Annotated in this window: 14 protein-coding genes; 8 read left to right on the plus strand and 6 right to left on the minus strand. The window is 69.3% G+C overall.

Features of this window, described 5'->3' with window-relative positions; translation table 11 throughout:
- The first annotated feature begins 478 nt into the window (after positions 1 to 478).
- The 8 genes from ccrA to ABZY45_RS17895 all read left to right on the plus strand — a co-directional run bounded on the left by ccrA (position 479) and on the right by ABZY45_RS17895 (position 10,663).
- Positions 479 to 1,816, plus strand: coding sequence for a crotonyl-CoA carboxylase/reductase (gene ccrA, locus ABZY45_RS17860; RefSeq protein WP_356740968.1), 1,338 nt, complete (start codon positions 479 to 481; stop codon positions 1,814 to 1,816).
- An 8-nt stretch (positions 1,817 to 1,824) separates the two neighbouring features.
- Complete coding sequence (locus tag ABZY45_RS17865) at positions 1,825 to 3,837, plus strand: protein meaA (protein WP_356740970.1); 2,013 nt, start codon at positions 1,825 to 1,827, stop codon at positions 3,835 to 3,837.
- 68 nt (positions 3,838 to 3,905) lie between these two features.
- Entirely contained in the window at positions 3,906 to 4,859 is a 954-nt protein-coding gene (locus ABZY45_RS17870) for a CoA ester lyase (protein WP_356741092.1), read from the plus strand.
- A gap of 1 nt (position 4,860) precedes the next feature.
- Positions 4,861 to 5,388 (plus strand): MaoC family dehydratase, encoded by a 528-nt coding sequence (locus ABZY45_RS17875; protein ID WP_267078201.1) that lies wholly within the window; start codon positions 4,861 to 4,863, stop codon positions 5,386 to 5,388.
- A 2-nt stretch (positions 5,389 to 5,390) separates the two neighbouring features.
- Positions 5,391 to 6,596: an acyl-CoA dehydrogenase family protein gene (locus ABZY45_RS17880; RefSeq protein ID WP_356740972.1), complete on the plus strand. Its 1,206-nt coding sequence runs from the start codon at positions 5,391 to 5,393 to the stop codon at positions 6,594 to 6,596.
- Positions 6,597 to 6,777: 181 nt separating this feature from the next.
- Positions 6,778 to 7,425, plus strand: coding sequence for a phosphatidylserine decarboxylase (locus ABZY45_RS17885; protein ID WP_356740974.1), 648 nt, complete (start codon positions 6,778 to 6,780; stop codon positions 7,423 to 7,425).
- A 22-nt stretch (positions 7,426 to 7,447) separates the two neighbouring features.
- On the plus strand, positions 7,448 to 8,275 hold the full coding sequence (gene pssA, locus ABZY45_RS17890; protein WP_356741093.1) for a CDP-diacylglycerol--serine O-phosphatidyltransferase: 828 nt from the start codon (positions 7,448 to 7,450) through the stop codon (positions 8,273 to 8,275).
- A gap of 252 nt (positions 8,276 to 8,527) precedes the next feature.
- A complete protein-coding gene (locus tag ABZY45_RS17895; protein WP_356740975.1) occupies positions 8,528 to 10,663 on the plus strand; it encodes a GAF domain-containing SpoIIE family protein phosphatase in 2,136 nt (711 codons plus the stop codon).
- Positions 10,664 to 10,781: 118 nt separating this feature from the next.
- On the opposite strand, the gene ABZY45_RS17900 is transcribed toward ABZY45_RS17895, so the two are convergent.
- From ABZY45_RS17900 to ABZY45_RS17925, 6 genes are all read right to left on the minus strand, one after another.
- Positions 10,782 to 12,167: a glycoside hydrolase family 5 protein gene (locus ABZY45_RS17900; RefSeq protein ID WP_356740977.1), complete on the minus strand. Its 1,386-nt coding sequence runs from the start codon at positions 12,165 to 12,167 to the stop codon at positions 10,782 to 10,784.
- A 203-nt stretch (positions 12,168 to 12,370) separates the two neighbouring features.
- Positions 12,371 to 13,624, minus strand: a complete 1,254-nt coding sequence (locus ABZY45_RS17905; RefSeq protein ID WP_356740979.1) for an ABC transporter substrate-binding protein — start codon at positions 13,622 to 13,624, stop codon at positions 12,371 to 12,373.
- Positions 13,621 to 14,751 (minus strand): branched-chain amino acid ABC transporter permease, encoded by a 1,131-nt coding sequence (locus ABZY45_RS17910; protein ID WP_356740981.1) that lies wholly within the window; start codon positions 14,749 to 14,751, stop codon positions 13,621 to 13,623. The genes ABZY45_RS17905 and ABZY45_RS17910 overlap by 4 nt, the downstream gene beginning before the upstream one ends.
- Positions 14,744 to 15,634 (minus strand): branched-chain amino acid ABC transporter permease, encoded by an 891-nt coding sequence (locus ABZY45_RS17915; RefSeq protein WP_103514469.1) that lies wholly within the window; start codon positions 15,632 to 15,634, stop codon positions 14,744 to 14,746. Before ABZY45_RS17915 ends, ABZY45_RS17910 begins: the two co-directional genes overlap by 8 nt.
- Positions 15,631 to 16,416, minus strand: a complete 786-nt coding sequence (locus ABZY45_RS17920) for an ABC transporter ATP-binding protein (protein ID WP_356740984.1) — start codon at positions 16,414 to 16,416, stop codon at positions 15,631 to 15,633. Before ABZY45_RS17920 ends, ABZY45_RS17915 begins: the two co-directional genes overlap by 4 nt.
- Positions 16,404 to 17,201, minus strand: a complete 798-nt coding sequence (locus ABZY45_RS17925; protein ID WP_356740986.1) for an ABC transporter ATP-binding protein — start codon at positions 17,199 to 17,201, stop codon at positions 16,404 to 16,406. The genes ABZY45_RS17920 and ABZY45_RS17925 overlap by 13 nt, the downstream gene beginning before the upstream one ends.
- Positions 17,202 to 17,206 lie beyond the last annotated feature (5 nt).

Below are 17,206 nucleotides of genomic sequence, written 5' to 3' on the forward strand. Positions count from 1 at the left end.
CGAGCCGGGCCGTTGACGCGCCGGACGGACCGGTCGGCTCCACGCGGACGCCTGCCGGGCGCTGATCGCCCACGGGGCACGACGACGCCGTACGTGTATCGCACCGCGCCATAGCCTGCGCGGAAGTGGGATCAACACGACATACCACCCATGATGTTGCTCATGCGTGCCTACGAGATGACAACTGAGAGAAATTGTTGGCACTGGGTGCCTTGCCAGCTGTCACGCAGTGCCATACGTTGATGGTGTCCGGGCGGCCGGCGTGCAGAGATCTCTCGTACGCCGGCTGTCCCCGCGAACCACGTGTCCGCGCGCCCGGGCGCCTGCGTCACAGGCAAACCTTCTGCTCCACCGAGCAGGCCCCAGCACCACCCGCCGAACCGACGGCACACCTCCACACCGCACCGCACCCCTGCCCACAGGGGTACTCCGAGCGTTCCCTCGACGCCCGGACACCCGATCTGCCGGAGGCATCACCGTGAAGGAAATCCTGGACGCGATCCAATCGCAGGACAGCACGGCCGCTGATTTCGCGGCCCTGTCCATCCCCGAGTCGTACCGCGCGGTGACCGTGCACAAGGACGAGGCCGAGATGTTCACCGGCCTCGCCAGCCGCGACAAGGACCCCCGCAAGTCGCTGCACCTGGACGAGGTGCCCGTTCCCGAACTCGGGCCCGGCGAGGCGCTCGTCGCCGTGATGGCCAGCTCGGTGAACTACAACTCCGTCTGGACCTCGATCTTCGAGCCGGTCTCGACCTTCGGCTTCCTGGAGCGCTACGGCAGGCTGAGCGAGCTCACCAAGCGCCACGACCTGCCGTACCACGCCATCGGGTCCGACCTCGCGGGCGTCGTCCTGCGCACCGGCCCGGGCGTCAACGCCTGGGCGCCGGGCGACGAGGTCGTCGCGCACTGCCTCTCGGTCGAGCTGGAGTCCTCCGACGGCCACAACGACACGATGCTCGACCCCGAGCAGCGGATCTGGGGCTTCGAGACGAACTTCGGCGGCCTCGCCGAGATCGCCCTCGTCAAGTCCAACCAGCTGATGCCGAAGCCGAAGCACCTCAGCTGGGAGGAGGCCGCGGCTCCGGGCCTGGTCAACTCGACCGCCTACCGCCAGCTCGTGTCGCGCAACGGCGCGGGCATGAAGCAGGGCGACAACGTCCTGATCTGGGGCGCGAGCGGCGGGCTCGGTTCCTACGCCACGCAGTTCGCCCTGGCGGGCGGTGCCAACCCGATCTGTGTCGTCTCCAGCCCGGAGAAGGCCGACATCTGCCGGTCGATGGGCGCCGAGGCGGTCATCGACCGCAACGCGGACGGCTACAAGTTCTGGAAGGACGAGCGCACCCAGGACCCGAAGGAGTGGAAGCGCTTCGGCAAGCGCATCCGCGAGTTCACCGGTGGCGAGGACATCGACATCGTCTTCGAGCACCCGGGCCGCGAGACCTTCGGCGCCTCGGTCTACGTCACCCGCAAGGGCGGCACCATCACCACCTGCGCCTCGACCTCGGGCTACATGCACGAGTACGACAACCGCTACCTGTGGATGTCGCTCAAGCGCATCATCGGCTCCCACTTCGCCAACTACCGCGAGGCCTGGGAGGCCAACCGCCTGATCGCCAAGGGCAAGATCCACCCGACGCTCTCCAAGGTCTACTCCCTCGAGGACACCGGCCAGGCCGCGTACGACGTCCACCGCAACCTCCACCAGGGCAAGGTCGGCGTCCTCGCCCTCGCCCCCCGTGAGGGCATGGGCGTGCGCGACACGGAGCTCCGCGAGCAGCACATCGACGCCATCAACCGCTTCCGCAACGTCTGAGGTCCACGATGACCGAACGTCAGAAGGACCGCCCGTGGCTCATGCGGACGTACGCCGGTCACTCGACCGCCGAGGCGTCCAACGAGCTCTACCGGCGCAACCTCGCCAAGGGCCAGACGGGTCTGTCGGTCGCCTTCGATCTGCCCACGCAGACGGGCTACGACCCGGACCACGTCCTGGCCCGCGGCGAGGTGGGCCGGGTCGGCGTGCCCGTCTCGCACCTCGGTGACATGCGGCGGCTGTTCCAGGACATCCCCCTGGAGCAGATGAACACGTCGATGACGATCAACGCGACCGCGATGTGGCTTCTGGCGCTGTACCAGGTGGTCGCCGAGGAGCAGGGCGCCGACCCCGGCAGGCTCCAGGGCACGACGCAGAACGACATCGTGAAGGAGTACCTGTCGCGGGGTACGCACGTCTTCCCGCCGGGTCCGTCGCTGCGTCTGACGACCGACATGATCACGTACACGGTCAACCACATCCCGAAGTGGAACCCGATCAACATCTGCAGCTACCACCTGCAGGAGGCGGGAGCCACGCCGGTCCAGGAGATCGCGTACGCCATGTCCACGGCCGTGGCGGTGCTCGACGCCGTACGCGACTCCGGGCAGGTGCCCGAGGAGCGGTTCGGGGATGTCGTCGCCCGCATCTCGTTCTTCGTGAACGCGGGTGTCCGCTTCATCGAGGAGATGTGCAAGATGCGTGCCTTCGGGCGCATCTGGGACCAGGTCACACGTGAGCGGTACGGGATCGAGAATCCCAGGCAGCGCCGTTTCCGCTACGGGGTGCAGGTCAACTCCCTGGGGCTGACCGAGGCACAGCCGGAGAACAACGTCCAGCGCATCGTGCTGGAGATGCTGGCCGTCACCCTCTCCAAGGACGCCCGTGCCCGCGCCGTGCAGCTGCCCGCCTGGAACGAGGCGCTCGGGCTGCCGCGCCCGTGGGACCAGCAGTGGTCGCTGCGCATACAGCAGGTACTGGCGCACGAGAGCGATCTGCTGGAGTACGAGGACATCTTCGCGGGCTCCCACGTCATCGAGGCCAAGGTCGACGAGCTGGTCACCGATTCGCTCGCCGAGATCGACCGGATCCAGCAGATGGGCGGCGCGATGGCGGCCGTCGAGTCCGGCTACCTCAAGTCGGAACTCGTCTCCTCGCACGCTGCCCGGCGGGCCAGGATCGAGGGCGGTGACGAGAAGATCGTCGGCGTCAACATCTACGAGACGACCGAACCGAACCCGCTGACCGCCGATCTCGACGCCGCGATCATGACGGTGGACCCGGAGAACGAGGCCCGGGTCGTCGCCGCGCTGCACGAGTGGCGCGACAACCGCGACGAGGCGCGCGCCACCGAGGCGCTGGCGGCCCTGAAGAAGGCTGCTGCGGGCACCGAGAACATGATGGAGGCGACCGTCGAGTGCGCTCGGGCGGGCGTCACCACGGGCGAGTGGGCCTGGGCCCTTCGCGACGTGTTCGGCGAGTTCCGGGCCCCGACGGGCGTCTCGTCCGCGCCGGTGGCGGTCAACGCCGAGCCCGGCACCCCGCTCGCCCTGGTACGGGAGAAGGTGGCCCGCACCGCCGGGGACCTGGGCGTGGGACGGCTGCGTCTGCTGGTCGGCAAGCCCGGCCTGGACGGACACTCCAACGGTGCCGAGCAGATCGCCGTGCGCGCGCGTGACGCGGGCTTCGAGGTGGTCTACCAGGGGATCAGGCTGACTCCCGAGCAGATCACCGATGCCGCGCTGGCCGAGGACGTGCACTGCGTCGGCCTGTCCGTCCTGTCCGGCTCGCACGCCGAGCTGGTGCCGGACGTGCTCAACCGGCTGCGTGACGCCGGCGCGCCGGACATTCCCGTCATCGCGGGCGGCATCATTCCGCCGGCCGACGCGCGGGCCCTCATCACCGCCGGTGTCGCCGCCGTCTTCACACCGAAGGACTTCGGCATCACGGAAATCATCGGCCGTATCGTCGACGAGATCCGGAAAGCGAACAAGCTCGACCCTCTGGAGGTCCCCGCATGACCACGCCCAGCCCGGCGCCCGCCATCACCCCGATTTCGGGCGGCTCCGCCGCGCCCCACTCGGCCTCTGTGAACCGGCTCCGTCCGCGCCGCTCGTGCCTGGCGGTCCCCGGCTCCAACCCGCGCTTCCTGGAGAAGGCCCAGGGCCTCCCGGCCGACCAGGTCTTCCTGGACCTGGAGGACGCCTGCGCGCCGCTCGCCAAGGAGGGCGCCCGGCACCACATCGTCGACGCGCTCAACAACGGCGACTGGACGGGGAAGACCCGGGTCGTGCGGGTCAACGACTGGACGACGCACTGGACGTACCGCGACGTCATCACGGTCGTCGAGGGCGCCGGCCCGAACCTCGACTGCATCATGCTGCCGAAGGTCCAGGACGCCCAGCAGGTCGTCGCGCTGGACCTGCTGCTGACCCAGATCGAGAAGACTATGGGCTTCGAGGTGGGCCGGATCGGCATCGAGGCGCAGATCGAGAACGCCAAGGGCCTGGTGAACATCGACGACATCGCCGCCGCTTCGCCGCGGCTGGAGACCCTGATCTTCGGCCCCGCCGACTTCATGGCCTCGATCAACATGAAGACCCTGGTCGTCGGCCAGCAGCCGCCCGGCTACCCGGCGGACGCGTACCACTACATCCTCATGCGCATCCTGATGGCCGCCCGCACCCACGACCTCCAGGCGATCGACGGCCCGTTCCTCCAGATCCGCGACGTGGACGCGTACCGCGAGGTCGCCGGCCGCGCGGCGGCGCTCGGCTTCGACGGCAAGTGGGTCCTGCACCCCGGCCAGGTGGACGCCGCGAACGAGGTGTTCTCACCCTCGCAGGAGGACTACGACCACGCCGAGCTCATCCTGGACGCCTACGACTGGTGCACCTCGGAGGAGGGCGGCAAGAAGGGCTCGGCGATGCTCGGCGACGAGATGATCGACGAGGCAAGCCGCAAGATGGCCCTGGTCATCGCGGGCAAGGGCCGCGCGGCGGGGATGCGGCGCACCTCCAAGTTCGAAGCCCCGGAGGCCTGACATGCAGTTCGGACGCACCTATGAGGAGTTCGAGGTCGGTGCTGTCTACAAGCACTGGCCCGGAAAGACGGTCACGGAGTACGACGACCACCTCTTCTGCCTGCTGACCATGAATCATCACCCGCTGCACATGGACAGCAACTACGCCGAGAGCACGACCGATTTCGGAAAGAACGTCGTCGTCGGCAACTACATCTATTCACTGCTGCTCGGCATGTCGGTGCCGGACGTCTCCGGAAAGGCGATCGCCAATCTGGAGGTGGAGTCGCTGAAGCACGTGGCGCCGACCTTCCACGGCGACACGATCTACGGCGAGACGACCGTGCTCGACAAGACGCCGTCGAGGTCGAAGAACGACCGCGGCATCGTTCACGTGGAGACAAAGGGCTACAAGCAGGACGGCACGCTGGTCTGCGTGTTCCGCCGCAAGGTGATGGTCCCCACCGAGACGTACATCAAGGAGCGCGGCGGAGAACAGCCCGGCCGCCCGGAGCTGAACCAGCCGTCGAGCAAGAACGGGGAGAAGTAGCCATGAGCCGACTCGCGCAGACCGCCGGCCTGACCGATATCCAGCGGGAAATCCTCTCGACGGTCCGGGATTTCGTCGACAAGGAGATCATTCCCGTCGCGACCCAGCTGGAGCACCGCGACGAATACCCGACGGACATCGTCGAAGGACTCAAGGAACTCGGCCTGTTCGGGCTGATGATTCCCGAGGAGTACGGCGGTCTGGGCGAGTCGCTCCTGACGTACGCGCTGTGCGTCGAGGAGATCGCCCGGGGCTGGATGAGCGTGTCCGGCATCATCAACACGCACTTCATCGTGGCCTACATGCTCAAGCAGCACGGCACGCAGGAGCAGAAGGACACGTTCCTGCCGAGGATGGCCCTGGGCGAGGTGCGGGGCGCCTTCTCCATGTCCGAGCCGGCCCTGGGCTCCGACGTCTCCGCGATCAGCTCCAAGGGCGTGAAGGACGGCGACGAGTACGTCCTGAACGGCCAGAAGATGTGGCTGACGAACGGCGGCTCGTCCACCCTGGTGGCCGTGCTGTGCCGGAGTGACGAAGGACACCCCGAGGGAACGGCGCCCCACAAGTCGATGACCACCTTCCTCGTGGAGAAGGAGGCCGGCTTCGGCCAGGTCCGCCCCGGTCTCACGATCCCGGGGAAGATCGACAAGATGGGCTACAAGGGCGTCGACACGACCGAACTCATCATGGACGGACTGCGCATTCCGGCCAATCGCGTACTGGGCGGCACGACCGGCCGTGGTTTTTACCAAATGATGGACGGTGTCGAGGTAGGACGCGTGAATGTCGCCGCGCGTGGCTGCGGCGTCGCACAGCGTGCGTTCGAACTGGGTGTTTCGTACGCCCAGCAGCGCCAGACCTTCGGAAAGCCGATCGCCCAGCACCAGGCGATCCAGTTCAAACTGGCCGAAATGGCCACCAAGGTCGAAGCCGCCCATGCGATGATGGTGAACGCAGCACGCAAAAAGGACTCCGGGGAGCGGAACGACCTGGAGGCAGGGATGGCGAAGTACCTCGCCTCCGAGTACTGCAAGGAAGTCGTCGAGGACGCCTTCCGTATCCACGGCGGCTACGGCTTCTCCAAGGAGTACGAGATCGAGCGCCTCTACCGCGAGGCCCCGATGCTGCTGATCGGTGAAGGTACCGCCGAGATCCAGAAAATGATCATCGGTCGCCGGCTGCTCGAGGAGTACCGGCTCCAGGGCTGAATGCCCCTTTCGGGGTGATTTGGTGGCGAAGAACATCACACCGAGTCATCCCCGTCCGGAGCCTTTCAGCTGTCCGACTCGGCTGCTGGCTTGCCCAGTTGCCGCTCTCACCCGATAGCATCGCCGGAAAGCCGCCGTCCCCCCGTTGCCAGCGCGGCATCATCCGCTACGAAGGTCATCCATGCCCGACAGCCAAATCCCTGCAACGCGCGGCGGGGTCCGCCTCGCCCGCGGAGCATCGCCGTGGCTCCTCCCGACCGTCGCCACCGCGGCACTCAGCCTCGCCCGGGCCCGCAAGTCCGGACGCTGGGCCGCCGTGGCCGTGCCCACCACCGCGCTCGCGGCGGGCATGCTGTGGTTCTTCCGCGACCCCGAGCGCGAGATCACCCAGGGTCGTGTCATCTCGCCGGCCGACGGCGTGGTGCAGAGCATCATGCCGTGGAAGGACGGGCGTACGCGCGTCGCGATCTTCATGAGCCCGCTGAATGTTCACGTCAACCGGGCTCCGCTCTCGGGCACCGTGACCTCGGTCGAGCACATTCCCGGCGGGTTCGTACCGGCGTTCAACAAGGAGAGCGAGAACAACGAACGCGTTGTCTGGCACTTCGACACCGAGCTCGGCGACATCGAGATGGTGCAGATCGCGGGAGCGGTCGCCCGTCGTATCGTCCCCTACATCCCGCAGGGCACGAAGGTGGAGCAGGGCGAACGCATCGGTCTGATCCGCTTCGGCTCGCGCGTGGACATCTACCTTCCGGAAGGTGTCGACGTCGCGGTCGAGGTCGGCCAGGCCACCACCGCGGGGGTGACTCGAATTGACCGTGATTGATCCGGATACCCAGGCGGGCTGGGTGCCCGAGGCCGCCGATGACGACGACGCCGACGGCACGGAGGACATGCCTCTGTCCATGAGGCTGTCGATAGCGGACACCCTCACCCTGGGTAACGCCACGTGCGGCTTCATGGCGGTGTACTTCACCACCACGGGGATCCTCATCCCGCATCTCACGGGCAGCGACGAGTCGGGCATGGCCCGGCACTCCGCCGCCACCGCGGTGATCCTCATGCTCATGGCCGCCGTGTTCGACCTCTTCGACGGCCTCGTGGCGCGCAAGCTGCGCTCCTCGCCGATGGGTGCGGAGCTGGACAACCTCTCCGACCTCATCAGCTTCGGGCTCGCCCCGGCGTACTTCGTCCTGGTGTACGGGATGGTCGCGGACGACGCCCACCAGCGGGTTTCCGCGCTGGCGGCGATCGTGGTGCTGCTGGCGGTGGTGCTCAGGCTTGCGCGGTTCTCCTGCGTGACCTTGAAGGACGGCATGTTCCAGGGCATGCCGAGCCCCTTCGGAGCGCTCACGGTCGTATCGATCGTGCTTCTGGAGCTGCCCTTCGTGCCGACGCTGCTCGCCATCATCGGCGTGGCGTGGCTGATGGTCAGCCGGGTCGAGTACCCGAAGCCGCGGGGTGTCCTCGCGGTGGCGATGCTCAGCTGGATCGTGGCCGCCATGGGACTCCTCGCCGCATGGGCGTTCGACGCGCCCGGCGGTCAGCTGCTCCTCCAGACCGGCTGTGCGCTGCAGGTCGTCCTGGGGGCGGTGATCCCGCTCTTCGCCACGGCGCGGCGGGTGAACACCTTCCGTGACAACCGCCGCGAGGCGCGGGCGGCACAGCTCCCGTAAGCAGGCGGAACGCGACGACGAGGGCCCGGATGCTCCCCAGCATCCGGGCCCTCGCGCGTACGGTGCTGTCGGGTGCGAGGTCAGGGGCGCCGCACCCCTTCCCCGGCCTGCCCGTGCGACCCCGGCCCGCTCGGGTCAGGGCGACGGACACCGAGCGCGCGCGCTCGTACACCGAGTGTAGGGGCCGGACTACCTCGGCGCCGTGTCCTGCAGCGGGTGCGCGGCCGTCCCTGACGGGAGAGGCTGGAAGGCGTGCAGGACTTCGCCCCCTCTGTCGCCGCCTCGGGCTCGGGCACGGAGCTGCTGGACAGCGCCGTGGCCCACGTCATGCATGAGACGGGCGCGTCCGTGGTCATGCTGTATCTCCTGCCGAAGAACGACACGACTCTGCGCCTGGCTCTGCTCGCGGGGGTGCCGGCACCGCTGGCCTTCCCCTGGACCCGGGTCCCGCTGTCCGCTCCGATCCCGGTGGCGGACGCCGTGCGCCTGGGCTGCCTGATCTGGCTCGGCAGCCAGGAGGAACTGGCCCGCCGCTATCCGCGCCCCGCGCTCGTCCTGCCGTACCAGTTCGCGCTGGCCGCCGCCCCGCTGCACACCGGCACCGCCGAGAAGGGCGGCCTGGTACTGATGTGGCCGGGGTCCCACTCCCCGCAGCTGAGGTCCGACGAGCGCGCGGCCCTGCTCCGGGGGTGCAACGGCATCGGGACGCTCCTGCGGCAGGCCGCGAGCAACGGCTACCCGGTCGAGGCGGGGAGCCAGCCCCGCGTACTTCCTCCGCCGGAGCCGCCCGAGCCCGAGCGGGTGGAGGCCGCCGCCGTCATGGAATTCGTCCAGCGTCTGCCGGGCGGAAGCTGTGCGCTGGCACTGGACGGGACGGTCACCTACCTGAACGACGCCGCCGCGGCACTGCTGGGCGCACCGGCGGACGAGGTGTACGGCACCCTGCCCTGGGTGTCGCTCCCCTGGCTGCACGACCCCTCCGTCGAGGACCACTACCGGGCAGCCGTCATCAGCCGCCAGAAGACCTCGTTCACCGTGCTGAGGCCACCGGACCAGTGGCTGTCGTTCCGGCTGTTCCCGAACGCCACCGGCATCAGCGTGCGCATCATGCCCACCTCCGAACCCGGTCCCGTCGACGCCCCTCCCCCTTCACTGCCGCCTTCCGCGGCCGTGCCCAGCCGTGCGACCGCTCTCTACCACCTGATGCATCTCGCGGCGACGCTCACCGAGGCCGTCGGCACGCAGGACGTCATCGAGCTGGCGGGCGACCAGCTGATGCCCGCGTTCCGCGTCCAGACCCTCGTGGTGATGACCTCGGCGGACGGGCGGCTGCGCGTCGAGGGCCGCCGGGGCAGCCGGCCCACACTCATGGACCGTTTCGACGGGGCCCCGCTGACCTCGGCCACGCCGGCCGCGCATGTGCTGACGACGGGCATTCCGGACTTCTTCCCGACCTTCGACGATCTGGAGCGCGCCTATCCGCGTGCGGGACTGCGCAACGTGGTCGGCTCCTGCGCCTTTCTGCCGCTGATCGTCTCCGGCCACCCGGTCGGCTCGCTGGTCCTCGCCTACGACCGCCCTCATCCCTTCGATCCGGAGGAACGCGCCCTGCTCACCTCGATCGCGGGGCTGCTGGCGCAGGCGCTGGACCGCGCACGCCTGTACGACACGAAGAACCGGCTGGCGCACAGCCTGCAGGCGCACCTCCTGCCGCAGACCCTCCCCTCGATCACCGGACTGGACGTCGCCGCCCGCTACCTCCCGTCGACCCGGGGCATGGGCATCGGCGGAGACTTCTACGACCTGATCCGGCTCGACGACACCACGGCCGCCGCCGCCATCGGCGACGTACAGGGCCACAACGTGAACGCCGCCGCGCTCATGGGGCAGGTCCGCACCGCCGTGCACGCCTCCGCCGGCGCGCCGCCGGACGAGGTCCTCGCGCGCACCAACCGTCTGCTCACCGACCTGGACCCGGGGCTGTTCACCAGCTGCCTGTACGTCCAGCTGGACCTCGCGGGGCACAGCGCCTGCCTGGCCACCGCGGGACATCCGGCGCCGCTGCTGAGGCAGCCGGACGGTCAGACGGAGGTGCTCGATCTGCCGCCCGGTCTGCTGCTCGGGATCGACCCCGCCTCCCGCTACCCGACGGCGCACGTCCCGCTGCCCCCCGGCGCGACGCTCGCGATGTACACGGACGGGCTGGTGGAGGCGCCGGGCGTGGACTTCGACGACGCCACGGCCGACCTCGCCGAGCACTTCGCCCTGGCTCTCGACCAGGACATGGACTCCGTCGCCGACACGCTCGTGCGGTACGCGAGGCGCTACACGCCCGGGAACGACGACATCGCCCTGCTGCTGATCAACGCCCTGCGGCAGGAAGGCTGACTCCCACGCCCGGCGCGCCGGGCGTGGGAGGTGGAGAGCCCTGGGGTGCCGAGGCGGTGGGGTTTCATCGGCACCCCAGGGCGGTCATCGGGATGGTGCGCCGGGCGGGCGGCGGGTCTCAGCCGCCGTAGAGATCGCTCAGGGAGATGCCGGTGGTACTGGCCGGGCCGCCGAGCCTGACCTCGTGGTCGAGGCTGACGAACTTCCCTCCCGACTGCCACAGGGCGGGCTTGAGCACGGCGTACTTGGCCTCGTCCCAGGTCGCCCAGTCGTAGCCGAGCAGTCCACCGGTGTCACCGGAGTTGGGGTTGAGGCACCAGAAGGTGTGGTGGATGCCGTTCTCCACCATGAGATCGCGCAGGGCGGTCATCCACTTCTGGTTCGGTCCGTTGTCGAGGTGGCCACCCCACTCCCCCACGAACAGCGGCGCGGTGCCGTCCTTGTGCAGATAGAGCCAGTTGGGGTCCCAGACGTCGCGCTCCAGAGTCGTGCGGTTCCACGTGCCCTGGAACCAGGGCTGCTGGTACACCAGCGGTCCGTAGTCGTGCGGGGAGTAGACCAGTTGGTCCTGCTGCGCGCCGAGGTCGACCGGGTGCTCCTTGGCCCCGCGCAGGTTCCCGCCCCACCACATGCCGTGGTAGTCGGCAGCCGAGGTGGAGGACCAGTTCGTCCCGTCCTTGGGGTAGATCTCGATGCCCTCGCACAGGACGAGGACGTGCGGGTTGATCGCGAGGATGCGCTTGCCGGCGGTCTCGCAGGTGTGCTTGAAGTTGTCCTGGTCGGTGGAGTCGTCCCACTTGGCCCGGGGGCTGTCGGACTGCTTGCCGTGGGGTTCGTTCTTGACGTCCATCGCCACCAGGGTGTCGTTGGCCTTGTACCGGTCGGTCACCCACTCCCAGGCCGAGTAGAACTGCTCGGTGGTGATCGCGCCCTTCCACCACACGGGGTACACGTGCCCGGAGTTGTCGGCCTCAGCGCTGTGGACGTCGAGCATCACCTTGATGCCGTACTTCTCCGCCACGCCGAGGAACGCGTCGAAGACGCCCAGCGTGGTCTTGCCCGCGAGTTCGGGGTTGGCCCATGTGTTGACGGCGCTGGAGGCGGCCGCGCGGCCGTCCTTCCACTCCAGCAGGAGCTGGGTGGAGATCGGCACACGGATGATGTTGATGCCCCGCTCCGCCATCTGCCGGGTGACGGTGTCCAGGTTGGCGGACCACAGGCCGTGGAAGACGCGCTCCGTGGCGTTGAAGCCGAACCAGTTGGCGCCGGTCAGCCAGACCCGGTTGCCCCGCGCGTCGACGATCCGGTTGCCCTCGGTGTGCAGCCAGTCGGTGCCGGCACCGACGGCCGTCGCCGTGCCTGCCGTCGCGGGACCGGCCGCCGCGCCCTCGGGCGCGTCCGCCGCCTGCGCGGCGCCCGGCCCGGAGAGCGCCATCAGCAGGGCGGTCGCGGTGACCGCGGCGGCGAGCGCAGCGCCCAGCGGCCTTCTCTTCGGTGACTTCATCCGTCGTCGCCTTTCATGGGGTAAGGCAGGCAGAGGATCATGGGAGCGCTCCCATTCGTTGTTCACATGAAGCCAGCGAGGCGGATGCGCTGTCAATGGGCATGACAATCTTCACTTGTCGAAGCCGCACGGGAAACATGCGGAACCGCGGCACGACGACGGGTCCGGCCGATCGGCCGGACCCGTCGCACGCAGGGAGATCGTCAGGGCTTGAGGGTGAAGGACTCGGCGGCCGGAGCCACTTCGGCCGGGCGGACCACCTTGAGGCCGCCCGGGGCCTTCGCGTCGGGCTTCATGACGACGGTCTGCCGGGTGGAGGGCGCCGCCGGGTCGGTGAAGTCGTGCGAGATCCCGAAGTCACCGCCGAAGTCCTTGATGGTGAGCAGGGCCTTGTCCACTCCCTCACGGGTCAGGTCCTTCGAGTCACAGGCCTTCTTCAGCGCCTCGCCGAAGACGGATGCCGCGTTGTATCCGGCGATGACGCCGTTGTCGAGGCCGTCCTTCGGGTACTTGGCGGTGTACGCCTTGGCCAGCTTGGCCGGGCCCGCACCGGCGTCACCGATGGGCAGGGTGGAGGCGCCGATGTAGTAGTCCTTCTGGAGCGCGGCACCGGCCTGGGTCGCCAGCAGCTGCGGGGCGTAGGCCGAGTTGTTGCCGACGACCGGCACGTCGAAGCCGGTCGCCGCCGCGACGCCGACCAGCGAGGCCGCCTGGCGGGGTCCCGCGCTGATGACGACCGCCTTCACGCCGGCCTGCTTGAGTGCGGAGACCTGGGCGGTCATGTCGTTGTCGGTCGGCTTGATCTTCTGCTCGACGACGGTGAGGCCGGCTTCCGCCGCCGCGTGCTTCGAGCCGGCCAGGGCGTTCTCGCCGTAGTCGCCCTCGAAGTAGACGTGACCGATCTTGTCGCCCTTGGCGATGCGCTTCTCGGCCAGCAGGAAGTCGATCAGGTTGATCGTCTCGACGTCGTACGTGGCACCGATGACGCGCACGTACTTGGAGCCGACCAGGTTCGCCGACCATGCCTGGGGAAGGACGATGCCCTTGTCCTGGCCGTCGATGCGGGACTCCACGGCGGAGACGAACGGCGAGCCGATGAACTGCGTGAAGCCCAGTACCTTCGGTTCGAGTTCCGTGTAGGCTCCGATCGCCTTCTGCGGGTCGTATCCGTGGTCGCGGACGGTCAGTTCGATCTGCCGGTCGCAGATGCCGCCGGCCTTGTTCGTCTCCTCGACCCAGAGCTGCTGGGCCTGGGTGACGCTCTTGCCCAGCGAGGCGTACACGCCGGTCATGTCGGTGAGGGCACCGAGGGTGATCTTGGAGTCGGTGACTCCTTCACCGGCCTTCACCCCGTTCTTGTCCGCGCCGCCGTCGTCCGACGACTTCGCCTTCTCGCTGCATCCCGCGAGGGTGAGGGTGAGAGCCGCGACGACGGCTCCGACAACACGTAGCTTCATTTCTTCTTCTCCCCTGGAGTCTTCAGACGCGCAATGCCGCCGGGCAGGAACAGGACGACCGCGACGACCGCGGCGCCGTACAGATAGCGGGACGCCTCGCCCGGTGCGATGCCGCCCGTACCAGGGGCGGACACCAGGGGCAGGGAGTCGCTGTAGTGGGTGAGCACCTGCGGGAGCAGGGAGACGAACGCGGCGCCGATGACGGCTCCCGCCACGCTGCCCAGCCCGCCGATGACGATCATGGCGAGGTATTCGAGGGACAGGATCATGCCGAAGTACTCCGGCACGGTCCGCTGGAAGACCAGCGCGAGCAGGACGCCCGCGAGGCCCGCGTACATCGAGGACAGGACGAAGACACCGGCCCGGTACCGGGCGACGGGCACGCCCATCACCCCGGCGGCGATCCGGTGGTCCCGGATGGCGTTGAGCGCGCGGCCGGGCCTGCCGCGCAGCACCCCGCGGGCGAAGAGCCCGCTGGCCAGGAGCGCTGCCAGTGCCAGGTACCAGAGCTTCTCGGACGACTGGAAGGGCACGGCGGCCACGACCACCTCGGCGTCGTCGAAGGTGAACCCGAACAGTGAGAGGGGCGGCACCGGGCGGCCGTTGAAGCCGCCGGTGAGTGAGCCCGCGTTGAACAGGACGTGCTGGCCGATGAAGATCAGCGCCAGCGTGGCGATACCGAGGTAGGCGCCGCTCAGCCGCCCCGCGATGGGGCTGAAGAGCCCGCCGACGGCGCCCGCCAGGAGCACGGCCAGGACGGCGGCGAGCCAGGTGGGCAGGCCGAGCCCGGTGAGGGCGTGCCCGTTCTCCGTGCTGCTCTCCCCGCCCAGGATGCAGTAGCCGTACGCGCCCACGGCGAGGAAGAAGGCGTGCCCCATGGAGAGCTGGCCGGTGGAGCCGGTGAGCAGGTTCAGCCCGATCGCCCCGATCGCGGCGGCCATCGCGAACAGCCCTGCCTGGAGCCAGAACCGGTCGAGGTAGAACGGGAGAAGGAGGAGCAGGACCGACCCCGCGAGCCAGAGGTACGGGGCCGGGCGGCGCAGCCGGGCGGTGAGGGACTCCCCGGCGGGGGTGGTGGCGGCCCCGGCAGGGGCGGGCGCGACGGCGTCCTTGGTGGCTTCAGACACGGGACAGCTCCTTCGTACCGAAGAGGCCCGCCGGCCGGACGAGCAGGACGACCACCATCACCAGGTACGGGGCGAGGTCACCGATGCCGCGTCCGAGGAAGGAGAGGTCGCTCTGGTAGCCGGTGGCGAGTGACTCGGTGACTCCGACGAGGAGCCCTCCGACGAGCGCCCCGGTCGTCGAGTCGAGGCCGCCGAGGATCGCGGCGGGGAACGCCTTGAGCGCGGCGAGCGAGGTGGCCCGTTCGAGGCCGGGGGTCGGGAACACCGTCAGGAACAGTGCGGCGACGGCGGCGAGCGCTCCGGCGACCGCCCAGGCGGACAGGGAGACCCGGCCGAGACGGATGCCCATCAGCGCGGCGGTCTGCGGGTTCTCCGCCGCGGCCCGCATGGACACGCCCCACGAGGTGAAGCGGAACGCGAGCAGGAACACCGTGATGAGCAGCCCCGCGACGAGGAAGGCCGCGATGCGGGTCTCGGCGAGGGTGACACCCCCGATGGTGACGACGTCGTCCCCCCACGGGTCGCCGAGCGACATCACGTCGGTTCCCATGCGCCGGACGAGTTCGGTGGTGAGGAGGATGTCGACGCCGATGGTGACGATGGCGAGGACGCTCTGATCACTTCCCCGGTAGCGGCGCATCACGAAGAACTCGACCGCCGAACCGACGACCGCCGCGCCGGCGATCCCCACGCCCAGCGCCGGCCAGAAGCCGATGTCGTCGTGGAGCACGGCGGTGACGTAACCGCCGGCCAGCAGCAGGGAGGCGTGGGCGAAGTTGACGACCTCGGTCGCCTTGAAGATGACGACGAAGCCCAGCGCGATCAGCGCGTAGACCGAGCCGATGGACAGGCCACCGAGGAGGAGTTCGATGAAGGTGGTCATTCCTGCGCCCCCAAGTAGGCCTGGACCACGGCCGGGTCGTTCTGGACCTCGGCGGGTGTACCGCCGGCGATCCTGCGTCCGAAGTCGAGTACGGTCACGGCGTCCGCGAGCCGCATCACCACCCCCATGTCGTGTTCGACCATGACGATCGAGATGCCGAGGCTGTCGCGCACACCGGCGACGACGGCCGCGGTCCGGCGGCGCTCGTCGGCGGTCATGCCCGCGATGGGTTCGTCCAGGAGCAGGACCTCGGGCTCCATGCACAGCGCGCGGCCGAGTTCCACGAGCTTCTGCTTCCCGTAGGGCAGGGCCCCGGCGGGGAAGTCGAGTTCCTTCTCCAGGCCGATGAACCCGGCGATCTCGCGGACCCGTTCGAGATGCCGCTGCGCCTCGCGGGTCGCGGAGGGCAGCCTCAGCCCGGAGGCGACGAACCCGGCCCGGGTGAGCCGGTGCCTGCCGAGCATCAGACTTTCGGCGACGGTGGCGTGCGGGGGCAGCGCGAGGTTCTGGAAGGTTCTGGCGACACCCAGGTCGGCGATCCTGTGCGGTGCGAGGCCGGTGAGTTCGGTGGAGCCGAGGTGCACGCTGCCCGAAGTGGCGCGGTAGACGCCGGAGAGCACGTTGAAGGTGGTGGACTTGCCTGCGCCGTTGGGTCCGATGACGGCGTGCACGCTGCCCGGTTCGACGGTGAAGGAGACCGCGTCGAGCGCGGTGAGCCCGGCGAAGCGCACGGTCACGTCGCGCACGGTGAGCGCGGCGGGGGCGGTCGTCACGCGGACCACCTGCTCAGACCGCGGGCTGCGCCTTCCGCCTGCGCCGCGTCCTCGGCGGCCGTCTCGTCGACGACGCCGAGGTAGCGGCGGCGCACCTCGTCCGAGGCTGCCAGCTCGTCCGCCGGGCCGTGGAGGGCGACCTCGCCGACGTCCAGGACGTACGCGGTGGAGGCGAGCCGCAGCGCGATGGCCGCGTTCTGCTCGACGAGCATGACGGAGGTGCCGCCCGCGTTGATCTCCTGGATCGTCTCGGCGATCTTCGCCGCCATCAGCGGGGCGAGGCCGAGGGAGGGCTCGTCGAGCAGCAGCAGCCGGGGCGCGGCCATGAGGGCCCGCCCCATCGCCAGCATCTGCTGCTCACCGCCGGACAGCAGGCCGGCCCGCTGGTGGGCTCGCTGGGCGAGCACCGGGAACAGTTCGTGTACGCGGTCGAGAGCTGTGGCAGCCGCTCTGCGTCCGCCGCGTGCTCCGAGCGCGCCTGCCCGCAGATTGTCGGCCACCGTCATCCGGGCGAACACCTGCCGTCCCTCGGGCACCTGGATGACTCCCGCCGCCACCACCTGAGCGGGGCGGAGCCCGTCGAGGGGGCGGCCGTCGAAGCTGATGGTGCCCGTACCCGTCCCACGGTGGAAGCCGAGGGTCCGCGATACGGCCCGCAGCAGCGTGGTCTTTCCGGCGCCATTGCCACCGAGTACAGCGGTGATCGCGCCGGCCGGCACGTCGACGGAGACGTCGCGCAGTGCCCGTACCGGGCCGTAGCCCACGGACAGTTCGCGGATCTCGAGCGTTGCCATGCGTC

Origin of the sequence: Streptomyces sp. NPDC006516 (genome assembly GCF_040611875.1) — a bacterium.
GTDB lineage: Bacteria > Actinomycetota > Actinomycetes > Streptomycetales > Streptomycetaceae > Streptomyces.

Bases quoted from the DNA above. Each gene is read 5' to 3' on its own strand.
- ABZY45_RS17915 (WP_103514469.1), bottom strand. From the start codon at position 15,634: ATGACCACCTTCATCGAACTCCTCCTCGGTGGCCTGTCCATCGGCTCG.
- ABZY45_RS17875 (WP_267078201.1), top strand. From the start codon at position 4,861: ATGCAGTTCGGACGCACCTATGAGGAGTTCGAGGTCGGTGCTGTCTAC.
- ABZY45_RS17885 (WP_356740974.1), top strand. From the start codon at position 6,778: ATGCCCGACAGCCAAATCCCTGCAACGCGCGGCGGGGTCCGCCTCGCC.
- ABZY45_RS17905 (WP_356740979.1), bottom strand. From the start codon at position 13,624: ATGAAGCTACGTGTTGTCGGAGCCGTCGTCGCGGCTCTCACCCTCACC.
- ABZY45_RS17865 (WP_356740970.1), top strand. From the start codon at position 1,825: ATGACCGAACGTCAGAAGGACCGCCCGTGGCTCATGCGGACGTACGCC.
- ABZY45_RS17880 (WP_356740972.1), top strand. From the start codon at position 5,391: ATGAGCCGACTCGCGCAGACCGCCGGCCTGACCGATATCCAGCGGGAA.
- ABZY45_RS17900 (WP_356740977.1), bottom strand. From the start codon at position 12,167: ATGAAGTCACCGAAGAGAAGGCCGCTGGGCGCTGCGCTCGCCGCCGCG.
- ABZY45_RS17925 (WP_356740986.1), bottom strand. From the start codon at position 17,201: ATGGCAACGCTCGAGATCCGCGAACTGTCCGTGGGCTACGGCCCGGTA.